The 24,143-nt window shown below is 35.8% G+C and carries 19 protein-coding genes and 13 tRNA genes; 4 read left to right on the plus strand and 28 right to left on the minus strand.

What is annotated here, in order from left to right; genetic code table 11:
* Positions 1–123: 123 nt before the first annotated feature.
* The 17 genes from WKS98_RS04100 to WKS98_RS04180 all read right to left on the minus strand — a co-directional run bounded on the left by WKS98_RS04100 (position 124) and on the right by WKS98_RS04180 (position 6,213).
* Positions 124–200, minus strand: a tRNA-Ile gene (locus WKS98_RS04100).
* A gap of 7 nt (positions 201–207) precedes the next feature.
* Positions 208–299 (minus strand) — tRNA-Ser (locus WKS98_RS04105).
* Positions 300–319: 20 nt separating this feature from the next.
* A tRNA-Ser gene (locus tag WKS98_RS04110) sits at positions 320–408 on the minus strand.
* Between the two features lie 4 nt (positions 409–412).
* Positions 413–488 (minus strand) — tRNA-Lys (locus WKS98_RS04115).
* Between the two features lie 193 nt (positions 489–681).
* Positions 682–758 (minus strand) — tRNA-Gln (locus WKS98_RS04120).
* 3 nt (positions 759–761) lie between these two features.
* A tRNA-Arg gene (locus WKS98_RS04125) sits at positions 762–838 on the minus strand.
* A gap of 3 nt (positions 839–841) precedes the next feature.
* A tRNA-Gly gene (locus tag WKS98_RS04130) sits at positions 842–915 on the minus strand.
* A gap of 39 nt (positions 916–954) precedes the next feature.
* Positions 955–1,040: transfer RNA gene (locus WKS98_RS04135), tRNA-Tyr, on the minus strand.
* Between the two features lie 14 nt (positions 1,041–1,054).
* Positions 1,055–1,130: transfer RNA gene (locus tag WKS98_RS04140), tRNA-Thr, on the minus strand.
* 3 nt (positions 1,131–1,133) lie between these two features.
* A tRNA-Asp gene (locus WKS98_RS04145) sits at positions 1,134–1,210 on the minus strand.
* A gap of 50 nt (positions 1,211–1,260) precedes the next feature.
* Positions 1,261–1,336: transfer RNA gene (locus WKS98_RS04150), tRNA-Val, on the minus strand.
* 4 nt (positions 1,337–1,340) lie between these two features.
* A tRNA-Glu gene (locus tag WKS98_RS04155) sits at positions 1,341–1,415 on the minus strand.
* Between the two features lie 250 nt (positions 1,416–1,665).
* The gene (ade, locus tag WKS98_RS04160) at positions 1,666–3,396 is read right to left on the minus strand and encodes an adenine deaminase (RefSeq protein ID WP_498917143.1); all 1,731 of its coding nucleotides are present in this window, start codon (positions 3,394–3,396) and stop codon (positions 1,666–1,668) included.
* A gap of 76 nt (positions 3,397–3,472) precedes the next feature.
* A tRNA-Trp gene (locus WKS98_RS04165) sits at positions 3,473–3,548 on the minus strand.
* 131 nt (positions 3,549–3,679) lie between these two features.
* Positions 3,680–5,308, minus strand: coding sequence for a chaperonin GroEL (gene groL, locus WKS98_RS04170; RefSeq protein WP_498917145.1), 1,629 nt, complete (start codon positions 5,306–5,308; stop codon positions 3,680–3,682).
* Positions 5,309–5,319: 11 nt separating this feature from the next.
* On the minus strand, positions 5,320–5,598 hold the full coding sequence (locus tag WKS98_RS04175) for a co-chaperone GroES (RefSeq protein ID WP_498917147.1): 279 nt from the start codon (positions 5,596–5,598) through the stop codon (positions 5,320–5,322).
* 243 nt (positions 5,599–5,841) lie between these two features.
* Complete coding sequence (locus WKS98_RS04180; RefSeq protein WP_498917149.1) at positions 5,842–6,213, minus strand: hypothetical protein; 372 nt, start codon at positions 6,211–6,213, stop codon at positions 5,842–5,844.
* Between the two features lie 159 nt (positions 6,214–6,372).
* Here WKS98_RS04180 and trhA point away from each other — a divergent pair, with 159 nt between their 5' ends.
* Entirely contained in the window at positions 6,373–7,020 is a 648-nt protein-coding gene (trhA, locus tag WKS98_RS04185; protein ID WP_498917151.1) for a PAQR family membrane homeostasis protein TrhA, read from the plus strand.
* Between the two features lie 54 nt (positions 7,021–7,074).
* On the opposite strand, the gene ligA is transcribed toward trhA, so the two are convergent.
* The 4 genes from ligA to WKS98_RS04205 form a co-directional block, all read right to left on the minus strand.
* Positions 7,075–9,051, minus strand: coding sequence for an NAD-dependent DNA ligase LigA (ligA, locus tag WKS98_RS04190; protein ID WP_498917152.1), 1,977 nt, complete (start codon positions 9,049–9,051; stop codon positions 7,075–7,077).
* On the minus strand, positions 9,044–11,257 hold the full coding sequence (locus WKS98_RS04195) for an ATP-dependent helicase (protein WP_498917154.1): 2,214 nt from the start codon (positions 11,255–11,257) through the stop codon (positions 9,044–9,046). The genes ligA and WKS98_RS04195 overlap by 8 nt, the downstream gene beginning before the upstream one ends.
* A 127-nt stretch (positions 11,258–11,384) precedes the next feature.
* Complete coding sequence (gene ald, locus WKS98_RS04200; RefSeq protein WP_498917156.1) at positions 11,385–12,494, minus strand: alanine dehydrogenase; 1,110 nt, start codon at positions 12,492–12,494, stop codon at positions 11,385–11,387.
* A gap of 165 nt (positions 12,495–12,659) precedes the next feature.
* Positions 12,660–13,481 carry an undecaprenyl-diphosphate phosphatase gene (locus tag WKS98_RS04205; protein WP_498917158.1) on the minus strand — a complete coding sequence of 274 codons (822 nt, stop codon included), beginning with the start codon at positions 13,479–13,481 and terminating at the stop codon, positions 12,660–12,662.
* 106 nt (positions 13,482–13,587) lie between these two features.
* Here WKS98_RS04205 and WKS98_RS04210 point away from each other — a divergent pair, with 106 nt between their 5' ends.
* The 3 genes from WKS98_RS04210 (at position 13,588) to WKS98_RS04220 (ending at position 15,948) form a co-directional block, all read left to right on the plus strand.
* Positions 13,588–14,190, plus strand: a complete 603-nt coding sequence (locus WKS98_RS04210; RefSeq protein ID WP_498917160.1) for a DUF4230 domain-containing protein — start codon at positions 13,588–13,590, stop codon at positions 14,188–14,190.
* Between the two features lie 88 nt (positions 14,191–14,278).
* Entirely contained in the window at positions 14,279–14,620 is a 342-nt protein-coding gene (locus WKS98_RS04215) for a GntR family transcriptional regulator (RefSeq protein WP_498917161.1), read from the plus strand.
* Positions 14,617–15,948: a PH domain-containing protein gene (locus WKS98_RS04220; RefSeq protein ID WP_498917163.1), complete on the plus strand. Its 1,332-nt coding sequence runs from the start codon at positions 14,617–14,619 to the stop codon at positions 15,946–15,948. Before WKS98_RS04215 ends, WKS98_RS04220 begins: the two co-directional genes overlap by 4 nt.
* Before the next feature lie 26 nt (positions 15,949–15,974).
* Here the strand turns inward: WKS98_RS04220 and WKS98_RS04225 are convergent, their stop codons facing one another.
* The 7 genes from WKS98_RS04225 to pulA all read right to left on the minus strand — a co-directional run bounded on the left by WKS98_RS04225 (position 15,975) and on the right by pulA (position 24,130).
* A complete protein-coding gene (locus tag WKS98_RS04225) occupies positions 15,975–17,402 on the minus strand; it encodes a peptidoglycan D,D-transpeptidase FtsI family protein (RefSeq protein WP_498917165.1) in 1,428 nt (475 codons plus the stop codon).
* Complete coding sequence (locus WKS98_RS04230) at positions 17,390–18,730, minus strand: FtsW/RodA/SpoVE family cell cycle protein (protein ID WP_498917167.1); 1,341 nt, start codon at positions 18,728–18,730, stop codon at positions 17,390–17,392. Before WKS98_RS04230 ends, WKS98_RS04225 begins: the two co-directional genes overlap by 13 nt.
* On the minus strand, positions 18,720–19,229 hold the full coding sequence (locus tag WKS98_RS04235; protein ID WP_498917169.1) for an FHA domain-containing protein: 510 nt from the start codon (positions 19,227–19,229) through the stop codon (positions 18,720–18,722). The genes WKS98_RS04230 and WKS98_RS04235 overlap by 11 nt, the downstream gene beginning before the upstream one ends.
* A 97-nt stretch (positions 19,230–19,326) precedes the next feature.
* Positions 19,327–19,911, minus strand: coding sequence for a xanthine phosphoribosyltransferase (locus WKS98_RS04240; protein ID WP_498917171.1), 585 nt, complete (start codon positions 19,909–19,911; stop codon positions 19,327–19,329).
* A gap of 75 nt (positions 19,912–19,986) precedes the next feature.
* Positions 19,987–21,675, minus strand: coding sequence for a phospho-sugar mutase (locus tag WKS98_RS04245; protein ID WP_498917173.1), 1,689 nt, complete (start codon positions 21,673–21,675; stop codon positions 19,987–19,989).
* A gap of 9 nt (positions 21,676–21,684) precedes the next feature.
* Positions 21,685–22,242: a hypothetical protein gene (locus tag WKS98_RS04250; protein ID WP_498917175.1), complete on the minus strand. Its 558-nt coding sequence runs from the start codon at positions 22,240–22,242 to the stop codon at positions 21,685–21,687.
* 1 nt (position 22,243) lies between these two features.
* Positions 22,244–24,130, minus strand: a complete 1,887-nt coding sequence (gene pulA / locus WKS98_RS04255) for a type I pullulanase (protein WP_498917177.1) — start codon at positions 24,128–24,130, stop codon at positions 22,244–22,246.
* Positions 24,131–24,143 lie beyond the last annotated feature (13 nt).

Consider the following 24,143-nt stretch of genomic DNA (forward strand, 5'->3'; position numbering starts at 1 on the left):
TACCAGCTGAGCAATCTGGGCATACACAATAAAAAAATTTCGAAAATAATTGGCCGCTTTAGCGGCCAGTATTTCAACTATAGGGTATGTAAACTACATACTCCGTAAAACAGAATACATAGTTGGTGGGCCTTCAGGGACTCGAACCCCGGACCTACCGGTTATGAGCCGGGCGCTCTAACCGACTGAGCTAAAGGCCCCTATAGTTGGCGGAGAAGGAGGGATTTGAACCCTCGCATCCCTTATCAGGATCTACTCCCTTAGCAGGGGAGCCTCTTCAGCCACTTGAGTACTTCTCCTAAACCAATCTAAAAAAAATTGGCGGAGAGGGTGGGATTCGAACCCACGTGGGCTTGCACCCTAACGGTTTTCAAGACCGCCCCGTTATGACCACTTCGGTACCTCTCCTTGATGGTGACCCATCCGCGACTCGAACGCGGGACACCCTGATTAAAAGTCAGGTGCTCTGCCGACTGAGCTAATGGGTCATATAATTTATTTTTTTATTTCACCAATTTTTTTAAGCTATTTATTTTATTTTTCCACTCGCTCATTCTTTTTTGCTTCGCAAAGACTAAGTTATCGCCTCCATTCCCTTCGGAAATGGGCCGCTCACTTATGCCGACTGAGCTAATGGGTCATATATAGTTATATTGTGAGCCAGTTTTAAAAAGTAAATAATGGCTGGGGTGACAGGACTCGAACCTGTGGAATGCTAGAGTCAAAGTCTAGTGCCTTACCGACTTGGCGACACCCCATTATGGCGCACCTAAGAGGATTCGAACCTCTGACACACGGATTAGAAGTCCGTTGCTCTATCCAACTGAGCTATAGGTGCACATGGAGCGGGTGAAGGGAATCGAACCCTCGCAACCAGCTTGGAAGGCTGGGGCTCTACCACTGAGCTACACCCGCATAATTAAGCTGTTTGTGTATTAAGAATGGTTTAAATAATGGTGGAGGAGAGTGGATTCGAACCACTGAAAGCACAGCTAACGGATTTACAGTCCGTCCCCTTTGGCCAACTCGGGAACTCCTCCATGTATTATTTAAATGGAGCTGATGAGAGGACTTGAACCCCCAACCTACTGATTACAAGTCAGTTGCTCTACCAATTGAGCTACATCAGCATATGGCGACCTTGATCGGGCTCGAACCGACGACCTCCAGCGTGACAGGCTGGCATTCTAACCAACTGAACTACAAGGCCATATACAATAATACATTATTAAATTTTATTGATTTGTTAAAAAGTCATTATGGTGGGCGGTACAGGGCTCGAACCTGTGACCCCCTGCTTGTAAGGCAGATGCTCTCCCAGCTGAGCTAACCGCCCATAATGGTGACCCTACCGGGATTCGAACCCGGGATACCGCCGTGAAAGGGCGATGTCTTAACCGCTTGACCATAGGGCCATAAGTTTTATATAAATCTGATTTTTAAATCTGATTTTGTCACCCTTACGATGTGACTAGTTTATTATAGCTTATGTAAAAACTAATGTCAAATATTTTTTAAACTTTTTTACATTTGCTATCTTAAAATAATCCGTCTTTTTTGACGTCGAATAACATTGTAATATAATCTTAATTTTTTTTCAAGTGTTTTTTTAAAAAAAGGCAAAATTTTTATAAAAATCTTGCCTTTCATTCTATTTTCCTCTATTTATTCCGTTTCTAACTTTACAAATTCAAATTTATTTACATCAAAAAGTCCCTTATCTGTTATTTTTAGTTCTGGGATTACCGGAAGAGACATAAAGCAAAGCGTCATTATTGGATCTATGTCTGAATTAACTTTGAGTTCGTCTATTGCAATGTTATGAATTTCTTTTAATTCCTGATTTACTTCTTCTATGGACTTGTTACTCATAATACCACCTATTACAAGTTCCATTCTACCTATAACTTTTCCATTTTTTACAAGCACTACTCCTCCACCTTGGGTGGTAAGTTCTTCAACTGCTACTGCCATGTCTTCATTGTTTGTTCCAGATACTATTATATTGTGTGAGTCGTGAGCTATGGATATTGCAACGGCACCTCTTTTAATTCCATATCCTTTAAGTAGTCCCACTGCAACATTCCCCGTTCCATTATGTCTTTCCACAACTGCTATCTTTACTATATCTCTATTAGGATTGTATAAGAAATCTCCATTTTTATCTATTTCAATTTCTTCAACTATACTTTTTGTTACAACTCCTCCAGGAATTATTTCTATCACATTTGCTTTTTCAGTGTTTAGTTTTAATTTTAATCTATCTATACTAAAGTCTTTTACATTAAATGAATTTAAAACTTTTTCCATATTAGCTTTTTCTACTTTGGATAAGTGCTTCCCATTTTTAGAAACTTTTTTACCTTCTATAAAGGTCATGGTGTTTTTAAAGTTTTTTAAATCTTCAAAAACTGATAGGTCTGCTCTTCTTCCCGGTGCAATGGCTCCTCTGTCATTAAAGCCATAGCAAACAGCCGCATTTATAGTTGCGATTTGTATTGCCATTATTGGATCTATACCATGCTTTACTGCTATTCTTAAATGATTGTCTATGTGACCATCTTTTAATATTGTTTCTGGTTGTCTGTCGTCTGAACAGAACATACATCTTTGGTAATTCTTTTCATCTACAACATCTATTAGCCTTTCTAAATCATGACATGCTGAGCCATGACGAAGTTGTATATACATGCCCTTAGATATTTTTTCTTTCATCTCTTCCTCTGTCATACATTCATGGTCTGTGGAAATTCCTGCGCCAATGTATGCATTTAGTTCTGCTCCTCTAAGTCCCGGACAGTGACCATCGATTATTTTATTTTCTTTCTTTGCAAGATTTATTTTCTTTAGACATTCATCATCTCCATATATAACTCCCGGGAAGTTCATAAACTCTCCTAGACCAATTACTTCTTCCATGTGCATGTGTTCATGCATGTCATCGGCGTTTACAATTGCACCTGCGTTTTCAAAGGGCGTTGCAGGTACACATGATGGCAACACATACTTTATATCAAGCTCGGTTTTCTTTGAAGCTTCAATCATATAGTCTAGGCCATCTAGTCCTTTAACATTTACAATTTCGTGAGGGTCTGCAACTATGGTTGTAGTTCCAAAGTTCACAAGTAGAGAGCCTAGTTCCTCTGGTGTTAGGTAGGAGGACTCTATATGTATATGTCCATCAATAAGTCCTGGAGCTACGAACTTTCCTTTTAAATCAATTTCTTCCTCTCCCTCGTAATCGCCAAAGCCGACAATTACTCCTTCATGAATTGCCAAGTCTTCTTCTATAACACTTCTTGAAAACACATCTATGATTTTCCCGTTTTTTAAAACTAAATTAGCTTTTTTTCTTTTCATGGCTACATCAATAAATTCTTTATTTGCATTAAACATAATTTCCTCCTAAAGAGCTTTCTATATGAACATTATACCAGTTTTGGGCATAAAAAAAACGACCCAAAGGTCGTCTTGGCAGGGACAGGAGGATTTGAACCCCCGACATTTGGTTTTGGAGACCAACGCTCTACCAGCTGAACTATGCCCCTACATAACAAATTAGATTATACTAAAACAAGAAAACATTGTCAAATCTTTTTAAGCGTATATCTTTATTGTTTTTTTGATTAAAAAAATAGCACGTGAGATTTTCCCACATGCTATTTATTATCTATTTATTTTAGAATCCCATTCCGCCTGGCATTGCTGGTGGCATTGGAGGAGCTGGTTCTTCTTTTTCTATTTCTGCTACTGCAGCTTCTGTTGTCAATAACATTGCAGCTACTGATGCAGCGTTTTGAAGTGCTGATCTTGTAACTTTTGCAGGGTCAACAATTCCCGCTTCAATCATGTTTACATATTTTTCGTTGTAAGCGTCAAAGCCGATTCCCTTTTCTTCAGCCTTTACCTTTTCAACTATTACTGATCCTTCAAGGCCAGCGTTCTTAGCAATTTGTTTAACAGGTTCTTCAAGAGCTTTTAATATGATGTTAACTCCTGTTTTTTCGTCTCCTTCTGTTTCTTCAAGAAGGGCTTCAATCTTGTCAAGAACGTTAACATAAGCAGTTCCACCACCCGCTACTATACCTTCTTCTACAGCAGCTCTTGTAGCAGCTAGAGCGTCTTCAAGTCTTAGCTTTCTTTCCTTTAATTCAGTTTCAGTTGCAGCACCAACTTGGATTACTGCTACACCACCTGCAAGTCTTGCAAGTCTTTCTTGAAGTTTGTCTCTATCAAAATCTGATTCTGCATTTTCTAATTGCTTTTTAATTATATGAACTCTTTCTTCAATAGCTTCTTTACTTCCTGCTCCGTCAACGATAACAGTATTGTCTTTAGATACATTAACTTTTTTTGCAGTTCCTAAATCGTTAATTGTTACAGATGGTAATTCTATTCCAACATCATCAGAAATCATGTTAGCTCCAGTAAGGATTGCTACGTCTTTTAACATTTCTTTTCTTCTGTCTCCAAATCCTGGTGCCTTAACAGCTACAACATTGAAAGTTCCTCTAAGTTTGTTGATTACAAGAGTTGAAAGAGCTTCTCCTTCTACATCTTCTGCAACTATGAATAGAGGTTTTCCTGACTTAACAACTTGTTCAAGTACAGGTAATATGTCTTGAATGTTTGAAATCTTTTTGTCAGTTACAAGTACATATGGATCTTCAAGATGAGCTTCCATCTTTTCAGTATCTGTCATCATGTAAGGTGATAGATATCCTCTTCCAAATTGCATACCTTCAACAACATCTAAAGTTGTTCCCATAGTGTTTGATTCTTCTACAGTTATAACTCCGTCTTTGCCAACTTTTTCCATTGCTTCAGCAATCATTTGTCCAACATGTTCGTCAGCTGCAGAAATTGCACCAACTTGCGCTATTGCTGATGAAGTTTCTACTGGCATTGCAATATTTTTTATTTCTTCTACAGCAACGTCAACAGCCTTCTTAATACCTTTTTGCATAATCATTGGGTTTGCTCCAGCTGCAAGGTTCTTAACACCTTCTCTAATTATTGCTTGAGCAAGTAGTGTTGCAGTTGTTGTACCATCCCCCGCGATATCGTTTGTCTTAGTTGCAACTTCTCTTACAAGTTGTGCACCCATGTTTTCGAATCTATTTTCTAATTCGATTTCTCTAGCGATTGTAACACCATCATTTGTTATAAGTGGTGATCCAAATTTTTTATCTAATACAACATTTCTTCCCTTAGGTCCTAAAGTAACCTTAACTGTGTCGGAAAGTTTGTTAACTCCATTTATTAAACCATCTCTTGCATCTACTGCAAATTTAACTTCTTTAGCCATGTTTCCTCCTTTTATCCTTCAACGATTGCAAGTACGTCTTCAAGTTTTACAATAATGTATTCTTCGCTTTCTAACTTAACTTCTGTTCCTGCATACTTTGAGTAAATAACCTTTGTTCCAACTTCTATATTTAAATTATCTTTTCCTGATAATTCGTTGGATATAGCAACCACTTCTGCAACTTGTGGCTCTTCTTGTGCTGAGCTTGGTAATACAATACCTGAAGCAGTTTTTTCTTCTACTTCCAACATTTTTACTACAATTCTTTCTCCTATTGGTTTCAGATTCATAATACCCTCCTATTTATTTTTATCACTCTACGACCTAGAGTGCTAATAACTACATTCTTATGATAATACATTTTTAAAAATATTGCAAGCTAATTTAAATCTTTTTACTTTTCTATTCTATACTGTCTTCAATAAAAAAGAAAGGCTTTTCCTATTTGCAATTTTATAAATTTTTTTCTTAAAATAAAAGGCCCATGCTACTAGTGTATGCGCCCTTTACCTGCGTAAAAAAATTTTATTCAATTACAACATTAGGCTTCCGAAGCTAAAAATCATAACATATCTCTTTAGAATTTCAAGCAGAGAGTTTGAATAGCCAATCATTACTGCAATAAAAATTATATGTGGTATAGCCAAGAGTATACATGTGGTCACAACCAAAAAGTTTTTTCTAACGAATAGAAGTCCAACTACAACTAACCAAGCCCAAAGGCAAAATGGTATAAAGAAAGTCATATCTGCAAGGAAGTCTAATCTTTTATTAAACACGCTGCCGTCTAGCTTTCCATTGACGGTGGTAATTATAACTCCCACCGCAAAGATTAACACAGAAACTGCTGTTACTATATAAAATATTTTTCTTGAGTCCATTTCTTTTTTCTCTTTTTTACTCATTTTGCACCTTCTATAAATTTATTTTATTATTTTTTCTAGCTCATCCTTTTTACAATTTTTATACCCAATTTTTACTTATACATAATACCTTTGCCTTTTTAATTTTACTTTGTGATATAATGAGTTAAATTAAAATTGAAATTTAAGAAAGGAATAGCCATGAAAATTAAACATGAAGTGTCAAAATTTAAATTAGAACTGTTAAACTCTTTAAGTCATGGAATAGGCGTTATTATAGGCATAGTTTTTTTACTTTTGCTTTTAATACCAAGTGTAGCTCAGAAAGATACGAATAAGATTGTCGCATTTTCCATTTATGCATCTGGCTTCATATTTTTATTTTTATCATCAACTATATATCACTCTCTTAGTCTTACTAAGGCGAAGGAATATTTAAGAATTTTAGACCACTCTGCTATATTTATTTTTATTGCTTGTTCATATCTTCCGATAATTTTATTAGTTTTAAAAGGAAATTTAAGAATTATTTTTCTTGTAATAATCACACTACTTGCTTTAGCTGGAGTTATTTATAAGATTTTTTCCTTTAGGACTTATGATAAACATAAAAAGTTTTCCACTTTTTTATATATTTTAATGGGCTGGATTGCAATATTTCTTATTAAGCCAATTGTAGAAAATGTTTCTATTAGCTTTTTCACCCTTATACTAATTGGCGGTGTAATTTATAGCTTAGGTACCTATTTTTATAAGAAAAAGTCAACCTATTCCCATTTTATTTGGCATATTTTTGTTCTTATTGCAGCAATAGTTCAGTTTTTTGCCATATACTTATTCTTGCTTTAAAATTTAATACCTATATTAAAATACCCCAGTTATTTTAACTGGGGTTTGATGTTTTTATTTTCCTAAAATTTTTTCTAGCTCATCTTTTTCAACAATTCTTATGCCCAGTTCCTTCGCCTTGTCGAACTTAGAACCAGGTTTTTCTCCTACCACAACCATGTCGGTGTTTTTGGATACGGATGAAGAAGTCTTTGCTCCCATGGATTTAAATATGTCTTCAAGTTCTTTTCTTGAATAATCCTCAAAGGAGCCTGTAATAACAACACGCATGTCGCTAAACTTTTGTTCAACATCTTTTTTATTATCTTCTACTATAATTTTAACGCCTTCATCAAGTAGTTTGTCCAGGCCTTCCACTACCTTTTCATCGTGGAAGAACTCTTCTATGGCGTCGGCGGTTATGCCACCAATGTCTGGAACTTCCACAAGCTCCTGGGCAGTCGCTTCTCGAAGATTTTCAAATGTTTTAAATCTATTTGCCAAGTCCTCTGCAGTTTTTATTCCCACATTTGGTATACCTATGGCGTAGATAAAGTTTTTAAGCCCTACACTTTTACTATTTTCAATCGCCTTTAAAAGATTGTTTACCTTTTTATCTTTAAATCCCGGAAGTTTATATAGATCCTGTGCAGTTAGTGAATATATTTGAGATATTTCGTGTACCTTTAGTATTTCAAGCATCTTTTCAATGGTCTTTTCACTAAGTCCATCTATATTCATGGCGTCTCTTGATGCAAAGTGAACTAACCTTGAAACAAGTTGTGGTTCACAGTTCATGGAGTTTGGACAGAAATAGTGTACTCCATCTCTAATTAGTGGTGTGTGACAGAAAGGACAGTCCCCTGGCATAACTATTTCTTTTGAATCTTCATAGTCCTCAATCTTTCCAAGGATTTCTGGGATTACATCGTTTGACCTTCTGATTAACACTCTTGAATTTATCTTAACTTGTTTTCTTTCGATGTCGTCCATATTGTTTAAAGTGGCACGACTAACTAATACATCGCCTATTTCAACAGGGTCTAGCAGCGCCGTTGGTGTAACCTTACCAGACCTTCCAACATTCCATTCAACTTCTCTGACGATGGTGCTGTACTCTTCTGGCTCAAACTTATACGCAATGGCCCATCTTGGAAATTTATTTGTGTATCCAAGAACTTCCCTCGTCTTCATGTCGTTTATCTTTATAACTGCACCGTCGGTTAGTACATCAATCTCTTTTCTATATTCTTTTATATAGGAAAGAATTTCTTCCAATTCCTGCAAGGTCTTGGCTTTTTTTAAAAACGGATGCACTTTAAAGCGATTGTCCTTTAAAAACTGCATCATCTCTTCTTGACTTGTAAACTCTTTTCCTTCAATATAGCCAACATTATAAAAGTAAGCGGTTAGATTCCTCTTCTTTGTCTCCTTTGGGTCCAGGTTTCTCAAGGCCCCCGCCGCTGCATTTCTTGCGTTTTTAAGGGCAGGAGTATACATCTCATTATATTTTCTTAGTGCAGATAGTGGCATTAGTCCTTCTCCCTGCACTTCGATTCTACCCTTATATGGAATTGTTAACGGAATTGATGGAATAGTTTTTACTTGGGCCAAAATGTCTTCCCCAACAACACCATTTCCTCTGGTGGCAGCCATAACAAGCCTTCCTTCGTCATAGGTTAGGTTTATTGTAAGGCCGTCAAATTTAAGTTCTACTAAAAATAATAATTCTAATACTTTTTCGTTAGAGGCCTTTACAAGTCTTTCTGCCCTCTTTTCCCACTCACGAATTTTTTCAATGTTCTGCGCCTTATCTAAACTGTATAGAGGCGCCAAGTGGGTATGTTTTACAAAGCCCTCTAAAAGCTCTCCACCAACTCTTTGTGTTGGCGACTCAGGTAATATAATTCCCGTTTCATGTTCCAGCTTTACCAGTTCATCATATAATTTATCGTATTCACCATCAGATACTATGGGCTCGTCAAGAGTGTAGTAGTGATAGTTGTAGTCGTTTAATTGTTTTACTAATTCTTCAATTCTCTTTTTACTCATTTAATAACTCCAATGGTGCCATGCTCTTGTTAAGCTTTTTAATGCCCTTTTTATCAAAGGCTATTACAAGCTCATCCCCTCCACTTTTTTCAGTGATTGTTATAATTGTTCCCACACCAAAGCTCTTATGCTTTACCTTGTAGCCAAGCTTTAGATCGACCCCTTCCAAGGTTTTTTTATTTGGATCAGGTTTTTTCACAAAGCTTTCCCTTAAGTCCTTTGCCATGGTCTGTGCTGACGTTGCAAAGGTCTCTCTAAAGTTGTCGGTGTATTGATATGACTTTGGCTTTTGAACTTCAAGGCAGTCTCCCATCTCTTCAATAAAGCGAGATGGCTTATGCATCATAAACTTTCCAAAAACCCTTCTGCTGCTACATGAAGTTAAATATAATTTTTCTTCCGCTCTAGTTAGTGCCACATAGCAAAGCCTTCTCTCCTCTTCCAGTCCGTCGTCTTCTACAATAGTTCTTTCTGAAGGGAAAAGTCCTTCTTCCATTCCAGTTAGAAAAACAATTTTATATTCCAGTCCCTTTGCCGCATGTATGGTCATAAGGCTAACTCCCGTCTTTGACTCATCGGTCTTGTCCACATCAGAAAGTAGAGTCACCGTTGCAAGGTAGTCTTCAAGGGATGGCTCCTCTGCAGTTTTTTCATAATCCGAAATCGCCGATACAAATGAAGAAATATTTTCTATTCTCGTTCTGTCTTCCCTTAGGTTTGACTCCTCTAGCATCTTTAAATAGCCTGTCTTTTCTAGTACATGGTTTACAAAATCAGTTACCGATAGACTGTCTTTCTCTTTTTTTATATTTTCCATCATATATATAAACTCTTGAAGCTTTGCCTTGGTACGTCCAGTTATTCCTTCAATGGCAGTTTCAGAAAGGATTCTATATATGGATGAGTTCTTTTCTAGAGCAATGTCGGACAGTTTGTTTATGGTAGTATCCCCAATGCCCCTCTTAGGTATATTGATAATTCTCTTTAATGCCACATCATCATCGGGGTTAACAAATATCTTTAAGTATGCAACAAGGTCCTTTATCTCCTTACGGTCGTAGAACTTCAGTCCACCAACAACCCTATAGTTGATGCCTTCACGCATAAGCATCTCCTCAAAGGCCCGGGACTGGGCGTTGGTTCTATAGAGAATTGCCATGTCTTCAAACTTGTAGTCGTCGTTTCGAAGTTGTTCGATGTAATTTGTAACTATCATGGCCTCTTCCATATCCGAGTCTACTTCTTTATAGACAACCCTGTCACCTTTTTTATTGTCGGTCCAAAGATTTTTTTCCTTTCTCTCAAAGTTATTTCTTATAATCCTATTGGCTGTATCTAAGATATTTTTTGTTGATCTATAATTTTGTTCCAGCAAAATTACCTTGGCATTTTCAAAGTCCTTTTCGAAGTTTAAAATATTACTTATGTCAGCACCTCTCCATCCATAGATGGATTGGTCGCCATCGCCAACGGCGCAAATATTTCCATATCCCTTTGAAAAGTATTTTATTAATTCATATTGCGGCTTATTTGTATCTTGATATTCGTCCACAAATACATATTTAAATTTATTTTCGTACTTTTGTCTTATAGAGTCATGCTCTCTAAACAGTTCCAAGGTCTTTAGTATTAAGTCGTCAAAGTCCAAAGAATTGTATAATTTTTTCTTTCTCTCGTACTCTTCAAAAATTTCTCCAAATACTTTATAGGTTGGATGGTATCCATAGATGTCATTAATGTAATTTACACCTTCCCCAATATTTTTCGCAGAAGAAATTGCATTTAAACACGCAGACACAGGAAAGTCCTTTGCACCTATGCCCTTGTCTCTAAGTATCTCTTTGATTAATGACTGTTGATCCGCCCTGTCATATATGGTGAAGTTGTTTGTGTATCCCAGTGCCGTTATTTCAGCACGAAGAATCCTTACACAAATGGAGTGAAAGGTTCCAATCCACATGCTTGAAACATCTTCTCCAAGTAAGTTTTCAACTCTGTCCTTCATCTCCCCAGCTGCCTTGTTGGTGAAGGTAAATGCAAGCACTTCCCACCTTCGTGCTAGTCCTTCGTTTAATATGTGGGCGATTCTCGTGGTTAAAACCCTTGTCTTTCCACTGCCTGCGCCGGCAAGAATCAAAAGTGGCCCCTGGGTTGTTAACACCGCTTCTCTCTGTCTGTCATTAAGTCCTTTAAGTAATTCGTTCATTTATTTCTCCTATCAAAAAAGGTCTAAATATAAATATTAAAGACCTGTTAGCTATTTCAAAATTTATTCCATTCCCTTATTCATTATAACATAGCAAAATAAAAAAGAGCCCATAGGCTCTCATTATCTATAAATTTAATTCGCAAAGTTCGTGCTTAGTATCTTTTGCCACTGATTTAATAACAACCTTGCCATCATATGTGTTTATTCCAGATCTTAATTCAGGAAAGTTTTCAATTGCACCCTTAAGACCATATTCACCAATTGCCTTTGCATATACTGTTGTTGCATTTGAAAGTGCATATGTGGAAGTCATGGCAACTGCCCCTGGTATATTTGCTACAGCATAAAATGTTACACCATACTCTTTGAAAACTGGATGGCTATGACTTGTTGGGCGTCCCTTTGTTATATCAGTTGAACCACCTTGGTCAATGGCAACGTCAACCACAACGGAACCTTCCTTCATCTTCTTAACGCTGTCCACCTTAACAAGTTGTGGGGCACGTCCCCCTGGTATTAACACAGTTGATATAACCAGGTCTGCTGAACTAACGGCTTCGTCGATATTTATTGGATTTGAATAAAGTGTTTCAATTTTATCTGGAAAGATGTTGTGAAGTCTTGTAAGAGCATCCACATTTACATCCAAAACCGTAACCCTTGCACCCATACCAACTGCTATTCTAGTTGCACCTGTACCAACTGTACCGGCACCAACTATAACCACATTGGCAGGCCTTACTCCAGGCACTCCCTGTAGAAGGATTCCCCTGCCACCTTCAGGCTTTGTTAAATATCTGGCTCCTTCTTGCACCGCCATTCTGCCGGCGATTTCAGACATAGGTTGAAGTAGCGGAAGTTTATTTCCCTTTTGTACAGTTTCAAAACCAATTGCAGTTACTTTATGTTTTATTAATTCATCCACAAGCTCTTCGTTACCTGCCAAGTGAAGGTAGGCATATAAAATAAGGCCTTCTCTTAAATATTTATACTCTTCTCTAAGGGGCTCCTTAACTTTGTAAATCATATCTGCCCTCTCCCAAACCTCTTTGGCAGAATCTATAATATGCGCTCCCGCGTCTTCATATTCTTTATCGCTAATTCCAGAGCCCAGTCCCGCTCCAGTTTCGATTAACACTTCTATTCCATGTTTAACAAGGTCACTAACCGCTGCTGGAACAGCCGCAACCCTAGACTCTTGGTCCTTTAATTCCTTAGGTATTCCTATTATCATAATTTTTCCTTCACTTTCTTTATAAATTTTTATACGTCAACACAATCTAAATTTCTTCGTTTTATCTTGAATAATAATATTATAAAATGGATTAATTTTCATGTCAATTTATAAATTTAAACTGCTAAAATTTTTTCGTAAATAAAAAAGGAGCCGCTGCCCCTTCTATTTTAAAAAAGTAAAATATAAAATTACAATTATCCCAAGTGCTATTCTATACCAACCAAACACCTTGAAGTCATGCCTCTTTACATATGAAAGTAAGAACTTTATTGTAAGTATGGACACGACAAAGGAAACTATGGAAGATACTAGAAGTATCATTAGCTCAAAGGATGTAAATGCAAATCCAAACTTAAGTAGTTTCAAAAAGCTTGCACCAAACATAACCGGGATTGCCAAGTAAAAAGTAAACTCTGCGGCAACGGTTCTTGATAGTCCAAGGAGAATACCTCCAAGTATTGTAGAGCCTGATCTTGAAACCCCTGGAAATATTCCGGCAAATAGTTGAAACACACCAATGTAAAATGCAATTTTATAACTAATGCTCTTCACGTCATTAATCTTAGGAACTTTTTCTTTATTTCTGTTTTCAACAATTATAAATAGTATACCAACTATTATAAGCGCAAGTGCAATGGGTATTGGTTTATGAAACATTTCTTCAAACACATCATCAAAGGGAATGATTAAAACAGCAGGAATGCATGCAATAATAATTTTCCCCCAAAGGCTAAACTTTTCTCTATTTGCAACAACCTTTCCATTTCTTTTTTCAAATGGGAAGATGTCGTTCCAAAATAGTACTACAACTGCTAAAATTGCCCCTAGTTGGATTACAATTTTAAACATGGACATAAACTCGTCGCTTACATTAAGTCTTATTAATTCATCTACTAAAATAATATGGCCTGTTGAAGATATGGGAAGCCATTCAGTAATCCCTTCAACAATTCCAAGTATAATCGCTTTTAAAATTTCTATCATAATTCACCTCGACTATTCAATTATACAAAAAAATAAGCCACATAATCAAATCTTACTTGATTTTTTCACATCTTTATCATACATTATAATAAAACAAGGAGGTATTATGAAGACAAAAAATAAAAAGTTTTTATTTGTGAAAATAATTGTTCTTTTGGTTTTAGGATGCGCTCTGTTCTTTGCTGGAATGTTAAAGACGAAGAAGGAAATGACTCCAGAGATGACCACCGAACTAATTAACAATAGACTGGAAGAAGCAAAAGAATTAACTACGTTGAAATATTACTATACAAACATGGGACAGTTTGAAAATCAAAACGACTTCTATGGTTGGAAGATTCCATTTACAACAAAGAGTTTTATAGTTTCATATGACGGTGTAATTCATGCCGGTGTAAATTTAGAAAAGGCAGTGGTAGGCTTTGGCAATAATAGAATTGATATTCAAATTCCTAGTTCCACAATACTTTCCCACGAGATAAAGGAAGAGTCACTAAAGGTTTTTTTAGAAAAAGATACAATATTTAATCCTATAAAGATTGAAGACTATAACGACTTTTCAAAGGATCAAAAAAAAGTTGTGGAAGAAAAGGCAATTAAAAATGGTCTTTTAACTGAAGCAAATGAAAAGGCTGAAAAGACAATTAAGGAACTACTTAAACTTGATGACCTTTTTAAAGATTACGAAATAAAAATTTATTTTAAGTAAAAATATGCTCCAAATTATTTTGGAGTTGTTTTTTTGCATTACTTGTATTATAATAATTAATACAGATAAGACAGAGGAAGGAGAGCATATGATTTTAAAAATTGATATGGCAAGTGAAATTCCAATCTACCAGCAGGTGCGAGACGAAATCGTATCTTTAATAGGCATGGGTGAACTTAATCCGGGAGATGAACTTCCTGCAGTTAGGTCCCTTGCAGCAGATCTTGGAATAAATCCAATGACAATTCAAAAGTCCTACAACATTTTAAAAAATGAAGGCTTTATCGAAATTCACAGACGAGTTGGCGCTATGGTTTCAAGCTTGGACAATTTAAAACAAGAAGAATTTGAAAAGAACTTAGAAAAACTTTTACTGGAAGGCAAGGCTCGTGGGTACAATATGGAAGAACTAGTTAGGAGGGTGCTATGATATTTAATTTAATCCTAGTGGGATGTTTAGTTTTAATACTTTTTTTAATGAAGTTTCAAATAAAATATATTACAAGTTACAAAAACGGATATATTTTATCCACATCCATCCCCTACGACCTAATCGATGATGAAAGAGTAAGTGAAATTACTGAAGAATTAAAAAGAGAAAGCTCATTAATATTTAAAATATTTCTTCCAATAGCACTCTTGGTATTTTTTGCAGAGACAGAATTAATTAAAATGCTTTTATTCGTTTTTGGGATTATTATTTACGCCATTTTAATAAATATCTTCATCTACAGGGCAATGAAGGAGCTTAGGGAGTACAAAAAACTTAAGAGAGTACATTCAAGTGTAAAGTACGCCGACTTAAAGGCAAATGTGGAAATAAAAAAGAATATGCCAAGTAAATTCATGCACCTACTTCCAATGATATTACTTTTGCCAGGACTTTTCTTTTTAGACTTCGACATAAAAACTTCCACCATGATGCTAATTACGGGAGCGCTTATAAACCTAAGTCTAATTTACTTTGCCATGGCAATAGAAAAATCCCCAAATATAATTTATTCAGAAGACACAGAGGAAAATGTAAGGCTAAATATAAAAAATAAGGGCAAGTTTAGTAAAACGATACTTATCTTTACTTCATTTCTATCTGTATTGACTTTGCTAGCAACTATTATTTCTTACAAAAATCCATATGCATATTGGCCATTTATAATTTATGTAATCGCCATAACTTTTGGAATGCTTGCCATTGTCATTAGTCAGTACAAAATTTCTAAGGGCGACGTAAACTTAAATGTGGATGAAGTGGACTACTACGATATCTTTGGATATAAAAACAAAGATGATCCTAGAATTTTTGTCCCATCAAAGATGTCTCCTGGCAATATGGACTTAAACAGAGGAAGACCGGTAGGTAAGGCAATTTTTTATGGAAGTTTAATCATTGGAGTGGTTCTACTAGCATCACTACCTTACTTCCTGTCACCATCAAATTATAATTACAATGTGGGAAGAGATAAAATATCAATTTCTGCAAAGATGTACAATGATGAAATAAAATATAAGGACATCAAAGAAATACAATTATTGGATGAATTTCCACAAGGTAATGTTGTAAGGACAAATGGCACCTCATTGGAAAGCCAAAGTTATGGATCCTTTTCAGTAAAGGGAATTGGAAATGTAAGGCTATATTATTACAACAACAGCAAAAAAGTTATCTTTATTAAGGCGGATAAGAATTATATTTTCAATGAAAAGACCGACAAGGATACGGAAAAATTATATAAAGAAATAAAAAATGAAATTAAATAGCGAAGGCTCATAGAGTCTTCGCTTATTTATTCTCCAAGTCCAAGATTTAATGCCTTTCTTATGGTTTCTCTTGCTATTGGCCCAGCGGATTCGTCTCCACCGGTTCCACTGTCTTCCAATACAACTGCAACGGCAATGGTCGGATTTTTCGCCGGCGCTGTTGCAATAAACCATGCGTTTGTAGACTTCTTATCTTTTATTTCTGCAGTACCTGACTTACCTGCAACTGTAACTGCTCTCAAGCCCGCCTCCGAGCCGTCTCTTACTACTGCAACCATATCTTTTAAGATTTCATTTGCAATTTTAGGTGTGGTTACCTTTGATAGTATTTCAGGATTTTTCTTAAACTCAACTTCTCCTTCAGGGTTAGTTACCTTGTCCACTATATAAGGTTTCATCATAACACCATTGTTTGCTATGGCAGACATAACCATGGCCATATTAAGGGGAGTAACCAATGTGTCCCCCTGTCCAAAGGAAGTGGTTGCAATATTTGCAGCGTCTATCCCATCATAGTATCCATTAATGGACTTTGTAGTTGGTAGGTCGAATGGAATTTTTTCTCCAATGAAGTATCTCTTACTTACATCTTGAAGTATCTTTCCACCAACTTCTGAACCGAGCTTACTAAAGTAAACATTTGATGATTTTACTAAAGCTTTTTTCAAATCGGTTCTTCCATTTACCATTCCATTAATATTACTTACTTTGTATCCACCAATCTTAATTGAACCTTCGTCCTCTATTTCCATACTCTCAACTTTATCTTGATTTTCCAAAATACCTGTGGCTGTTACAACCTTAAATATGGAACCCGGTGTGTAAAGCCCTTGGGTAGCTCTGTTAAGAAGCCTTGCGTCCTTTTCATTATTTATAATATCTTCCCAGTCCGCTGTAATTGTGTTTGGGTCGAATGTTGGGAAGGAAGCCATGGCATAGATTTCTCCAGTCTTTGGATTCATGGCAACAATGGACCCCTTATGCTCTTTCAAAAGCTTCATGGTATAGCTTTGAAGTTCTGAGTTTGTGGTTAGTGTCAAGTTATTACCATCTTTTTGATTTTCTACAAGCTTCTTTAAGTCAGATAGCGGTGTATTCTCTTTTATGTTTAGAAGTGTCTTTGCATATGATTTTTCCAGTCCAGCTGTTCCATAGTTCTTAGAGTTGAATCCAGTAATTGGCGAGTAGATTGAACCGTATAAAAACTTTCTAAAGTTATTGTTGTTACTGTCTGTTTGAGTTTCTACCAATACATTTCCTTCAGAGTCATAAATAGTTCCCCTCTTGACTTTGTTTTCATCAACCCAATGCCTTCTGTTGTACTGAGCGTACTCCCCGGTGGCAATATCCTTTGCCTTTGCAATTTGGAAGTAGGTCATGTATAACACCAATGCTAAAAACAATCCTAAAAACATGGTCAGCACAACTATTATCTTTTTATTTATTCTTTCCATTCTTCCACCATCTTATCTTTTATATCCGATGAACAGTATTGTAATATTCCTAGACAGATAAATGAAGTTACCATGGAGCTACCACCATAACTTACAAATGGAATTGTAATACCTGTCATTGGAATTAGTTTTAATACTCCACCTATCATAAATACTGCTTGGAAGGCAAACATTATTGAAATGCCCAGGGCCACGTATTTAAAAAACAGATTATTTTGTTCCATGGATATTTTAAAACCTCTATACACAAGTATCATAAATAGCATTATAATACCCATGCCTGTAAACACTCCCATCTCTTCTACAATTGCAGGGAAGATAAAGTCAGAGCTTGCAACTGGTATTAAATCAGGACGACCAAGTCTAAGTCCCGTACCAAAGAAACCTCCCGATGCAAGAGCAAATAGTGATTGTACTATTTGGTATCCCTTGTCTTGCACGGACTTCCATGGATCAAGCCATATATCAAATCTAACTCTTATATGGGAGAACATTAGGTAGGCCATTATACTTCCCACAACCGCCATAAGTAAGTTTAAAGCAAGGAAGTATCTATTGTAATCAAAGATGTACATAAAAATAATGTACACTATGAAAAATATAACAGCAGAGCCTAGGTCCTTTTGCACAAAAAACAGTCCAATTAGTGAATAGGCAACCACCATAAAGGTAAGTGGCTTTTTCTTTTCAATTAAAAAGTGATACTTGGAAAGCTTCTTACCGGTCAATAGATTTTCGTTTGTTTCAAAGGATGCTATAAAGAAGATGAATAATATCTTCGTGAGCTCCGAAGGCTGAAAAACTATGCCCTTAATATTGGCCCAGTTCTTTGCACCGTATTTTTCAAAACCAAATACTATGGTTATGAAAAACATAAAGAAACATCCTGCCAAGTAAAGCAGCGTAAGATTTTCCCAGCCCTTAAATGACTTTAGTATAAAGTAGGTTACATAGAACATGGAAACGCCTATTAAATACCAAAACAGCTGTCTTGTTCCCTCGTATGGATTAAGTCTAAAAATCATTACAACACCAATACTAAATAGCATTGATGCCACAAGTAAAAGATAGTTGTCCCCATCGGTTACCTTTACTACCAATCTATTTGCCACATTTACACCAATAATAAAAGAAATGAACAGCAAAGTGTTTTTCGTATTGAAGTTTTCTCCAGCAGATACAGAAATAAGTCCCATGGCAAGTATCTGAAACCAAAGTAAAAGCCTTAGTGGGTTCTTTACGCTGGACCTAGTAAAATTAAACTCTTTACTAAATATCTTTTTAAAAAAATTGCTTTCACTTCTAATAAGCGATTTTTTATTTTTCATCGTCATCATCACCATCTACAAATAAGAACTCAACTTGTCCAAAGTCAACCAAATCCTTATCTTTAAGTAACACTACCCCTGATACCTTTTGGCCATTTACATATGAGCCGTTGGCAGAGCCCAGGTCTTCAAGATAGAACTGTCCTCTTTGTTTAAAAATTCTGGCATGTTTTTTAGAGATAAATCTATCTCCAAGCACAATGTCGTTACTGTCAGATCTTCCTATTGTAGTATTATTTTTTATAAAATAATGTTCTTGTATTTTGAAAGGCAATCTCTCTTTTCTATTGATAAGTTTCAAATAGCTGTCCGCCGGTGTATTTAAATTATTTATTCCCTTGATATCAAGGTAAATCATCTTTATTATGTTGAAGATGAAATAATAAATTATTATTACAAAGGCGTATTTGAATATCATAGCCAATAGGTCATATAGTTTCATATTGGCGGTCAATTGAATTGAGAAAAACTTTTCAAGTATTTCAATAATAAAATTCATATCTTCTCCTAGTATTTTAAGCACTAATATTCCAAGTACTAATATTTTACACGAAAAACTTAAATTTTCCTATAATTTAGAGATTTTGTAACATTTGTTAAAAGTCTAAAGATTTTTCAAACTCCACTTTGCCATTTTCTAAAGATTTTATTGTGGCAAGTGACTCAATTTCATATCCCTTTTCTCTAAGCCTCTTGCCTCCGTCTTGAAATCCCTTTTCGATTAATATTCCAGTGGACACAAGCTCTGCCCCAGCCTGCTTTAAAATGTCGTAAACACCTTCCAAGGCCTTTCCATTTGCTAAAAAATCATCTATTACTAAAACTCTGTCACCTTTATTCAAATAGTTTTTGGAAACCATTATATCATAGGTAACTCCCTTAGTATAACTGTATACAGAGCTTTTGTATACCTCATCTCCAATAGTTTTTGAAATATTTTTCTTTGCGAATACAACTTTTTTATTCATGGCAAGGCCTACTGCAAATGCTATTGCAATTCCAGACACTTCCACCGTAAGTATTTTATCTATATCTAAGTGTTCAAATCGCCTCTTGAACTCTTCTGCAATCTGCATAAAAAATTCCGGATCGATTCTATGATTAACAAAGCCATCTACCTTTAGTACATTTCCTGGAAGGACTATTCCTTCTTCAAGAATTCTCTTTTCTAATATGTTCAAGTTGTCCTCCTTAAATATATTTATAACTATTATATCAAAAGGGCATAAAAAAAGAGAAGACTTGCTTCTCTCTTTCTAAACTCTATTTATTTTTTCCTTGGTACTCTTTTCAATTGAATCCAATTTCTTTTTAGAGTCTTTTTCACTTTCTCCCTTAGAGTAAATATATATTTTTATTTTCGGTTCTGTTCCTGAAGGTCTAAGGGCATACCATGATCCATCATCAAAGTAGTACTTAAGTACATTTGACTTTGGTATTCCTGTGTCGTCATTCAAATAGTCAATTGTCTTTTCAAGTTTCATTCCCTTTATCTCTGTAAGAGGATTTTCTCTAAAGTCCTTCATGATATGACCAATCTTTTCTTGTCCTTCAAGCCCTTCAAGAACGATGGAAATTAATCTTTCATCATAGAAGCCATACTCATCCTTAAGTTCTTCAAGCACATCTAATAGTGACTTGCCCTGCTTTTTATAGTAGGCTGCCATTTCACAAATCACCATTGCTGAACTTACCGCATCTTTGTCCCTTACAAAAGTTCCGTAGTTATAACCGATACTTTCTTCAAATCCATAGATAAATTCTTTTTCACCGGTGATTTCAGATTCATTTGCAACAGCACAGATATTTTTAAAACCAGTAAGAGTTTCAATTGTTTCAACACCATATTTATTCGCAATGGCCTTGCCCATGTCTCCTGTTACAATGCTCTTTACTATAACTGAGTTTGATGGAAGATCTTTCTTTTCATATCTTTGGCTCAAGATGTAATGAATCATTAGAGCTCCAATTTTGTTTCCATTTAGGAATACATAGTTTCCATCTTTGTCCCTAACTTCAATGGCCGCTCTATCTGCATCAGGGTCTGTGCCTATTAACATTTCAGCAGAAACTTTTTTACCAAGGTCAATGGCGTACTTAAATGCCTTTGGATCCTCAGGGTTTGGATATCCCACAGTTGTAAAGTTTGGGTCTGGGTTTTCTTGTTCTTCAACTACAACAATGTTGTTAAAGCCCCTTCTCTTTAAAATCTCTCTAACATATTTATTTCCGGTTCCATTTAATGGAGTGTAAACAATTTTTATATCCTTATCAATATCTTCATTTATTGTAAGGGACAGAACGTCCTTTAAATATTTTTCGTCAAGCTCTGTGGAGTACATCTCAATAAGTCCCTTTTCAATTCCCTCTTCCAGTGGCAACCTCTTAACTTCAGAAAAACTTTCAATCTTTCCAATGTTTTCTTCAATGGAACTTGCCATGTCTTCAAGAATTTGTGACCCTTCTGGACCATAGGCTTTATATCCGTTATACTCCTTTGGGTTATGGCTTGCAGTTACCATTACTCCCCCGGCACATTTAAAATTTCTAACCGCATAGGATAGTAGTGGTGTTGGTCTAATGTCGTCAGAAAGGTATACCTTTATTCCATTTCCCGCAAATACTTCCGCAGTGATTCTTGCAAACTCCTTTGAAAAATGTCTAACGTCATATGATATGGCAACTCCTTCGCCCTTTATGTCGTTGCCCCTTTCAATTATAGTAGTTGCAAATCCTTGAGTTGCCTTTGCAACCATGTACTCATTCATTCTATTTGTACCAGCGCCAATCTTTCCCCTAAGGCCTGCAGTACCGAATTGTAGGCTTTGATAAAATCTATCTTTAATCTCTTCTTCATCAGATGCTATGGCCGCCAGTTCTTTTTTCGTCTCATCGTCAAACTCATTTCCATTTAACCATTGTCTATAAATATCTTTGTAATTCATTTTGCCCTCCTAACGAAAGTACGCCAATCCCTTGTAAAGTGATTTACTCCTTATCCAACGGGACAAATTCGTTTCAAAAAATTCTTGTCCATTGAATATCTTTGCAAATATTTTTTCTTCTTCTCGCTTAACTCCAACTACAAGTCCCCATCTGCCCCTTAACTTTTTGTCCTTGTTGTTCCAAGTGACCATAAGCAAAGGACAGCCGTGGTATAGACCAGAGTTAATATAATTGTAAACGGCCTCTTCCTTCCAAATCCATGCATTTTTCATATAATGCATCTTTCTGCCTCTTTTTAAACTGAAGGCTCTTACCCTATGGGCCATTTGAAGAATTAAAAAGGCCTTGTTTTCAAAAACTTTTTTGAAATCCCAAAAAGCATTTTCATCGTTAAATAGATACCCATATTTGTCCATTTTGTAATAAAAATAGTAGAGCATTATAAAAGCTTCTAAATTTCCATTGAATTCCTGTGTTCTTCCATCTTTAAAAATTTTATCTTTTGTTAAAAGAAAGCCTTCATCTTTTAACATCTCTTCAAATCCATCTAGTTCTCTATAGTCCATATCAACATCCAATTTTGTATACGTAACTTGTAATCGGTGAAATAATTATATTTTCACCTAAATTAACTTCCTCTTCTTCGCCAAAAATTATTTTCATGTTTTTAATGGAAAGGTCTTTGTAATTGTTTTTAATATGGTCTTCAAGATTTTTATATTCCAAAGTAAATTCGACTCTTCCGCTGTTGTGAAGCACAAATAGAATTTCATCTTGGGCTAATATAGTGTAAGCAATTACTGAGTCTGGAAGATTTTCTATAAAGTAAAAGCTTTCAGAAATATCTTCGTAGCTCTTTAACATGAACTTTGAATTTTCTCTTCTTAGATGAATAAGTTTCCTCACATGTTCATAAAGTTCATAGTTTTCCCTTTTCAATCTCCAATCGATTTGGTTTGTAGTTATGGGACTGTTATATGAGTTGTGGTCCATGTTCTTTGAACGAGAGAATTCATTTCCGGCGTGGAAAAATGGTAGGCCAAGTGAAAGTAAAATTATACTAAAGGCCATTTTGCTTATGTCCGTAAAGTTTTCTACGTCTTCTTCCGAAATAGATTTTTTTAATTTGTCCGCCAAGATTAAATTATCGTGGGAGTTGAAATAGTTTATGCTCTCCTGTGGATACATGGTTAGTCCTTCATAACCTTCCAGTGAGGTTGTACTTCCCATTATGCCAACTTGTACATCTCCCTTCATCCAAAACTCACCTTGGATGTAACCCTTGGTGTCCGAGTCGTTATCACCCTTAATGGAGTCTCTAAATCTAGAGTTGAATATGGAAAATCCTCTGCCCTTTTGTGAACCCGGAAGTGTTTGATTATTAATTGGCAGTGTTGAACCCCATGCCATCCATGGCTCGCCGTAAATTAAAATATTTGGATTTATCGCTCTTAATTCCTCTATTAATATGTCAACTGTCTCCCTATCCATTAGCGCCATTAAATCAAATCTAAATCCATCTATCTTATATTCTTTAACCCAATATTTAAGGGAGTCGATAATAAACTTTCTTCCTAAGGGTTTCTCTGAAGCAAATTCATTTCCACAACCTGATCCGTTGGAGAAGGTGCCATCTTGATTCATTCTATAATAATATGACGGTGCAAGCACATTGAAGTTTGAGTCCATAGTTCTAAAAGTATGATTATAAACCACATCCATTACCACGGATATTCCCTTTTCATGTGCCGCCATTACAAGCTCTTTAAATTCTTTTATCCTTGCAATTGGATCAGTTGAATCAACTGCGTAAGACCCTTCTGGAACATTATAAAGTTCTGGATCATAGCCCCAGTTATAGTTGTTAGGATTGTCAAAGGCTTCGTTGTTTTCATCCACTGTTAAATAGTCATAAATTGGCATCAAGTGAAGATGTGTTATGCCAAGCTCCTGTAAGTGGCTAAGTCCTGTTTTATATCCTTCGTAACTAGTGTCTACTTCAGCGATTCCCAAAAACTTTCCACAATGCTCTTTATTAACTCCCGATGACTCATGGTAGCTAAAGTCCTTAACATGGGTTTCGTAAATTATTGCATCGTCTTTGTCATTCACTGGCACTTCATGTTCCAAAAAGCCCTTTGGATTTGTCATTTCCAAGTCTATAACAACGGACCTCTTGCTATTTACTGAAGCAGATACAGAATAGGGATCCGTCACTTCATACTCTTCATCAACTAAATAATTATAGTACTTAAGATTTAAATCACCTTCTACCACACATTCCCAAAAACCAAATTCGTCCTTTTGCATTTCATATTTTTCCCTTTCCATGGTCTCTGGGTCGTTATATATAAGAAGGGATATATTCCTATTTGGAGAATAGGTCTTAAATGTAGTTTTTTCTTTGCTATACCTAAATCCTAAGTTTATATCTTTTATCTCTTCGTAATTCATATACACCTGCTAA

It is taken from the genome of Lagierella sp. ICN-221743, assembly GCF_037890055.1.
Classification (GTDB): Bacteria; Bacillota; Clostridia; order Tissierellales; family Peptoniphilaceae; genus Mediannikoviicoccus.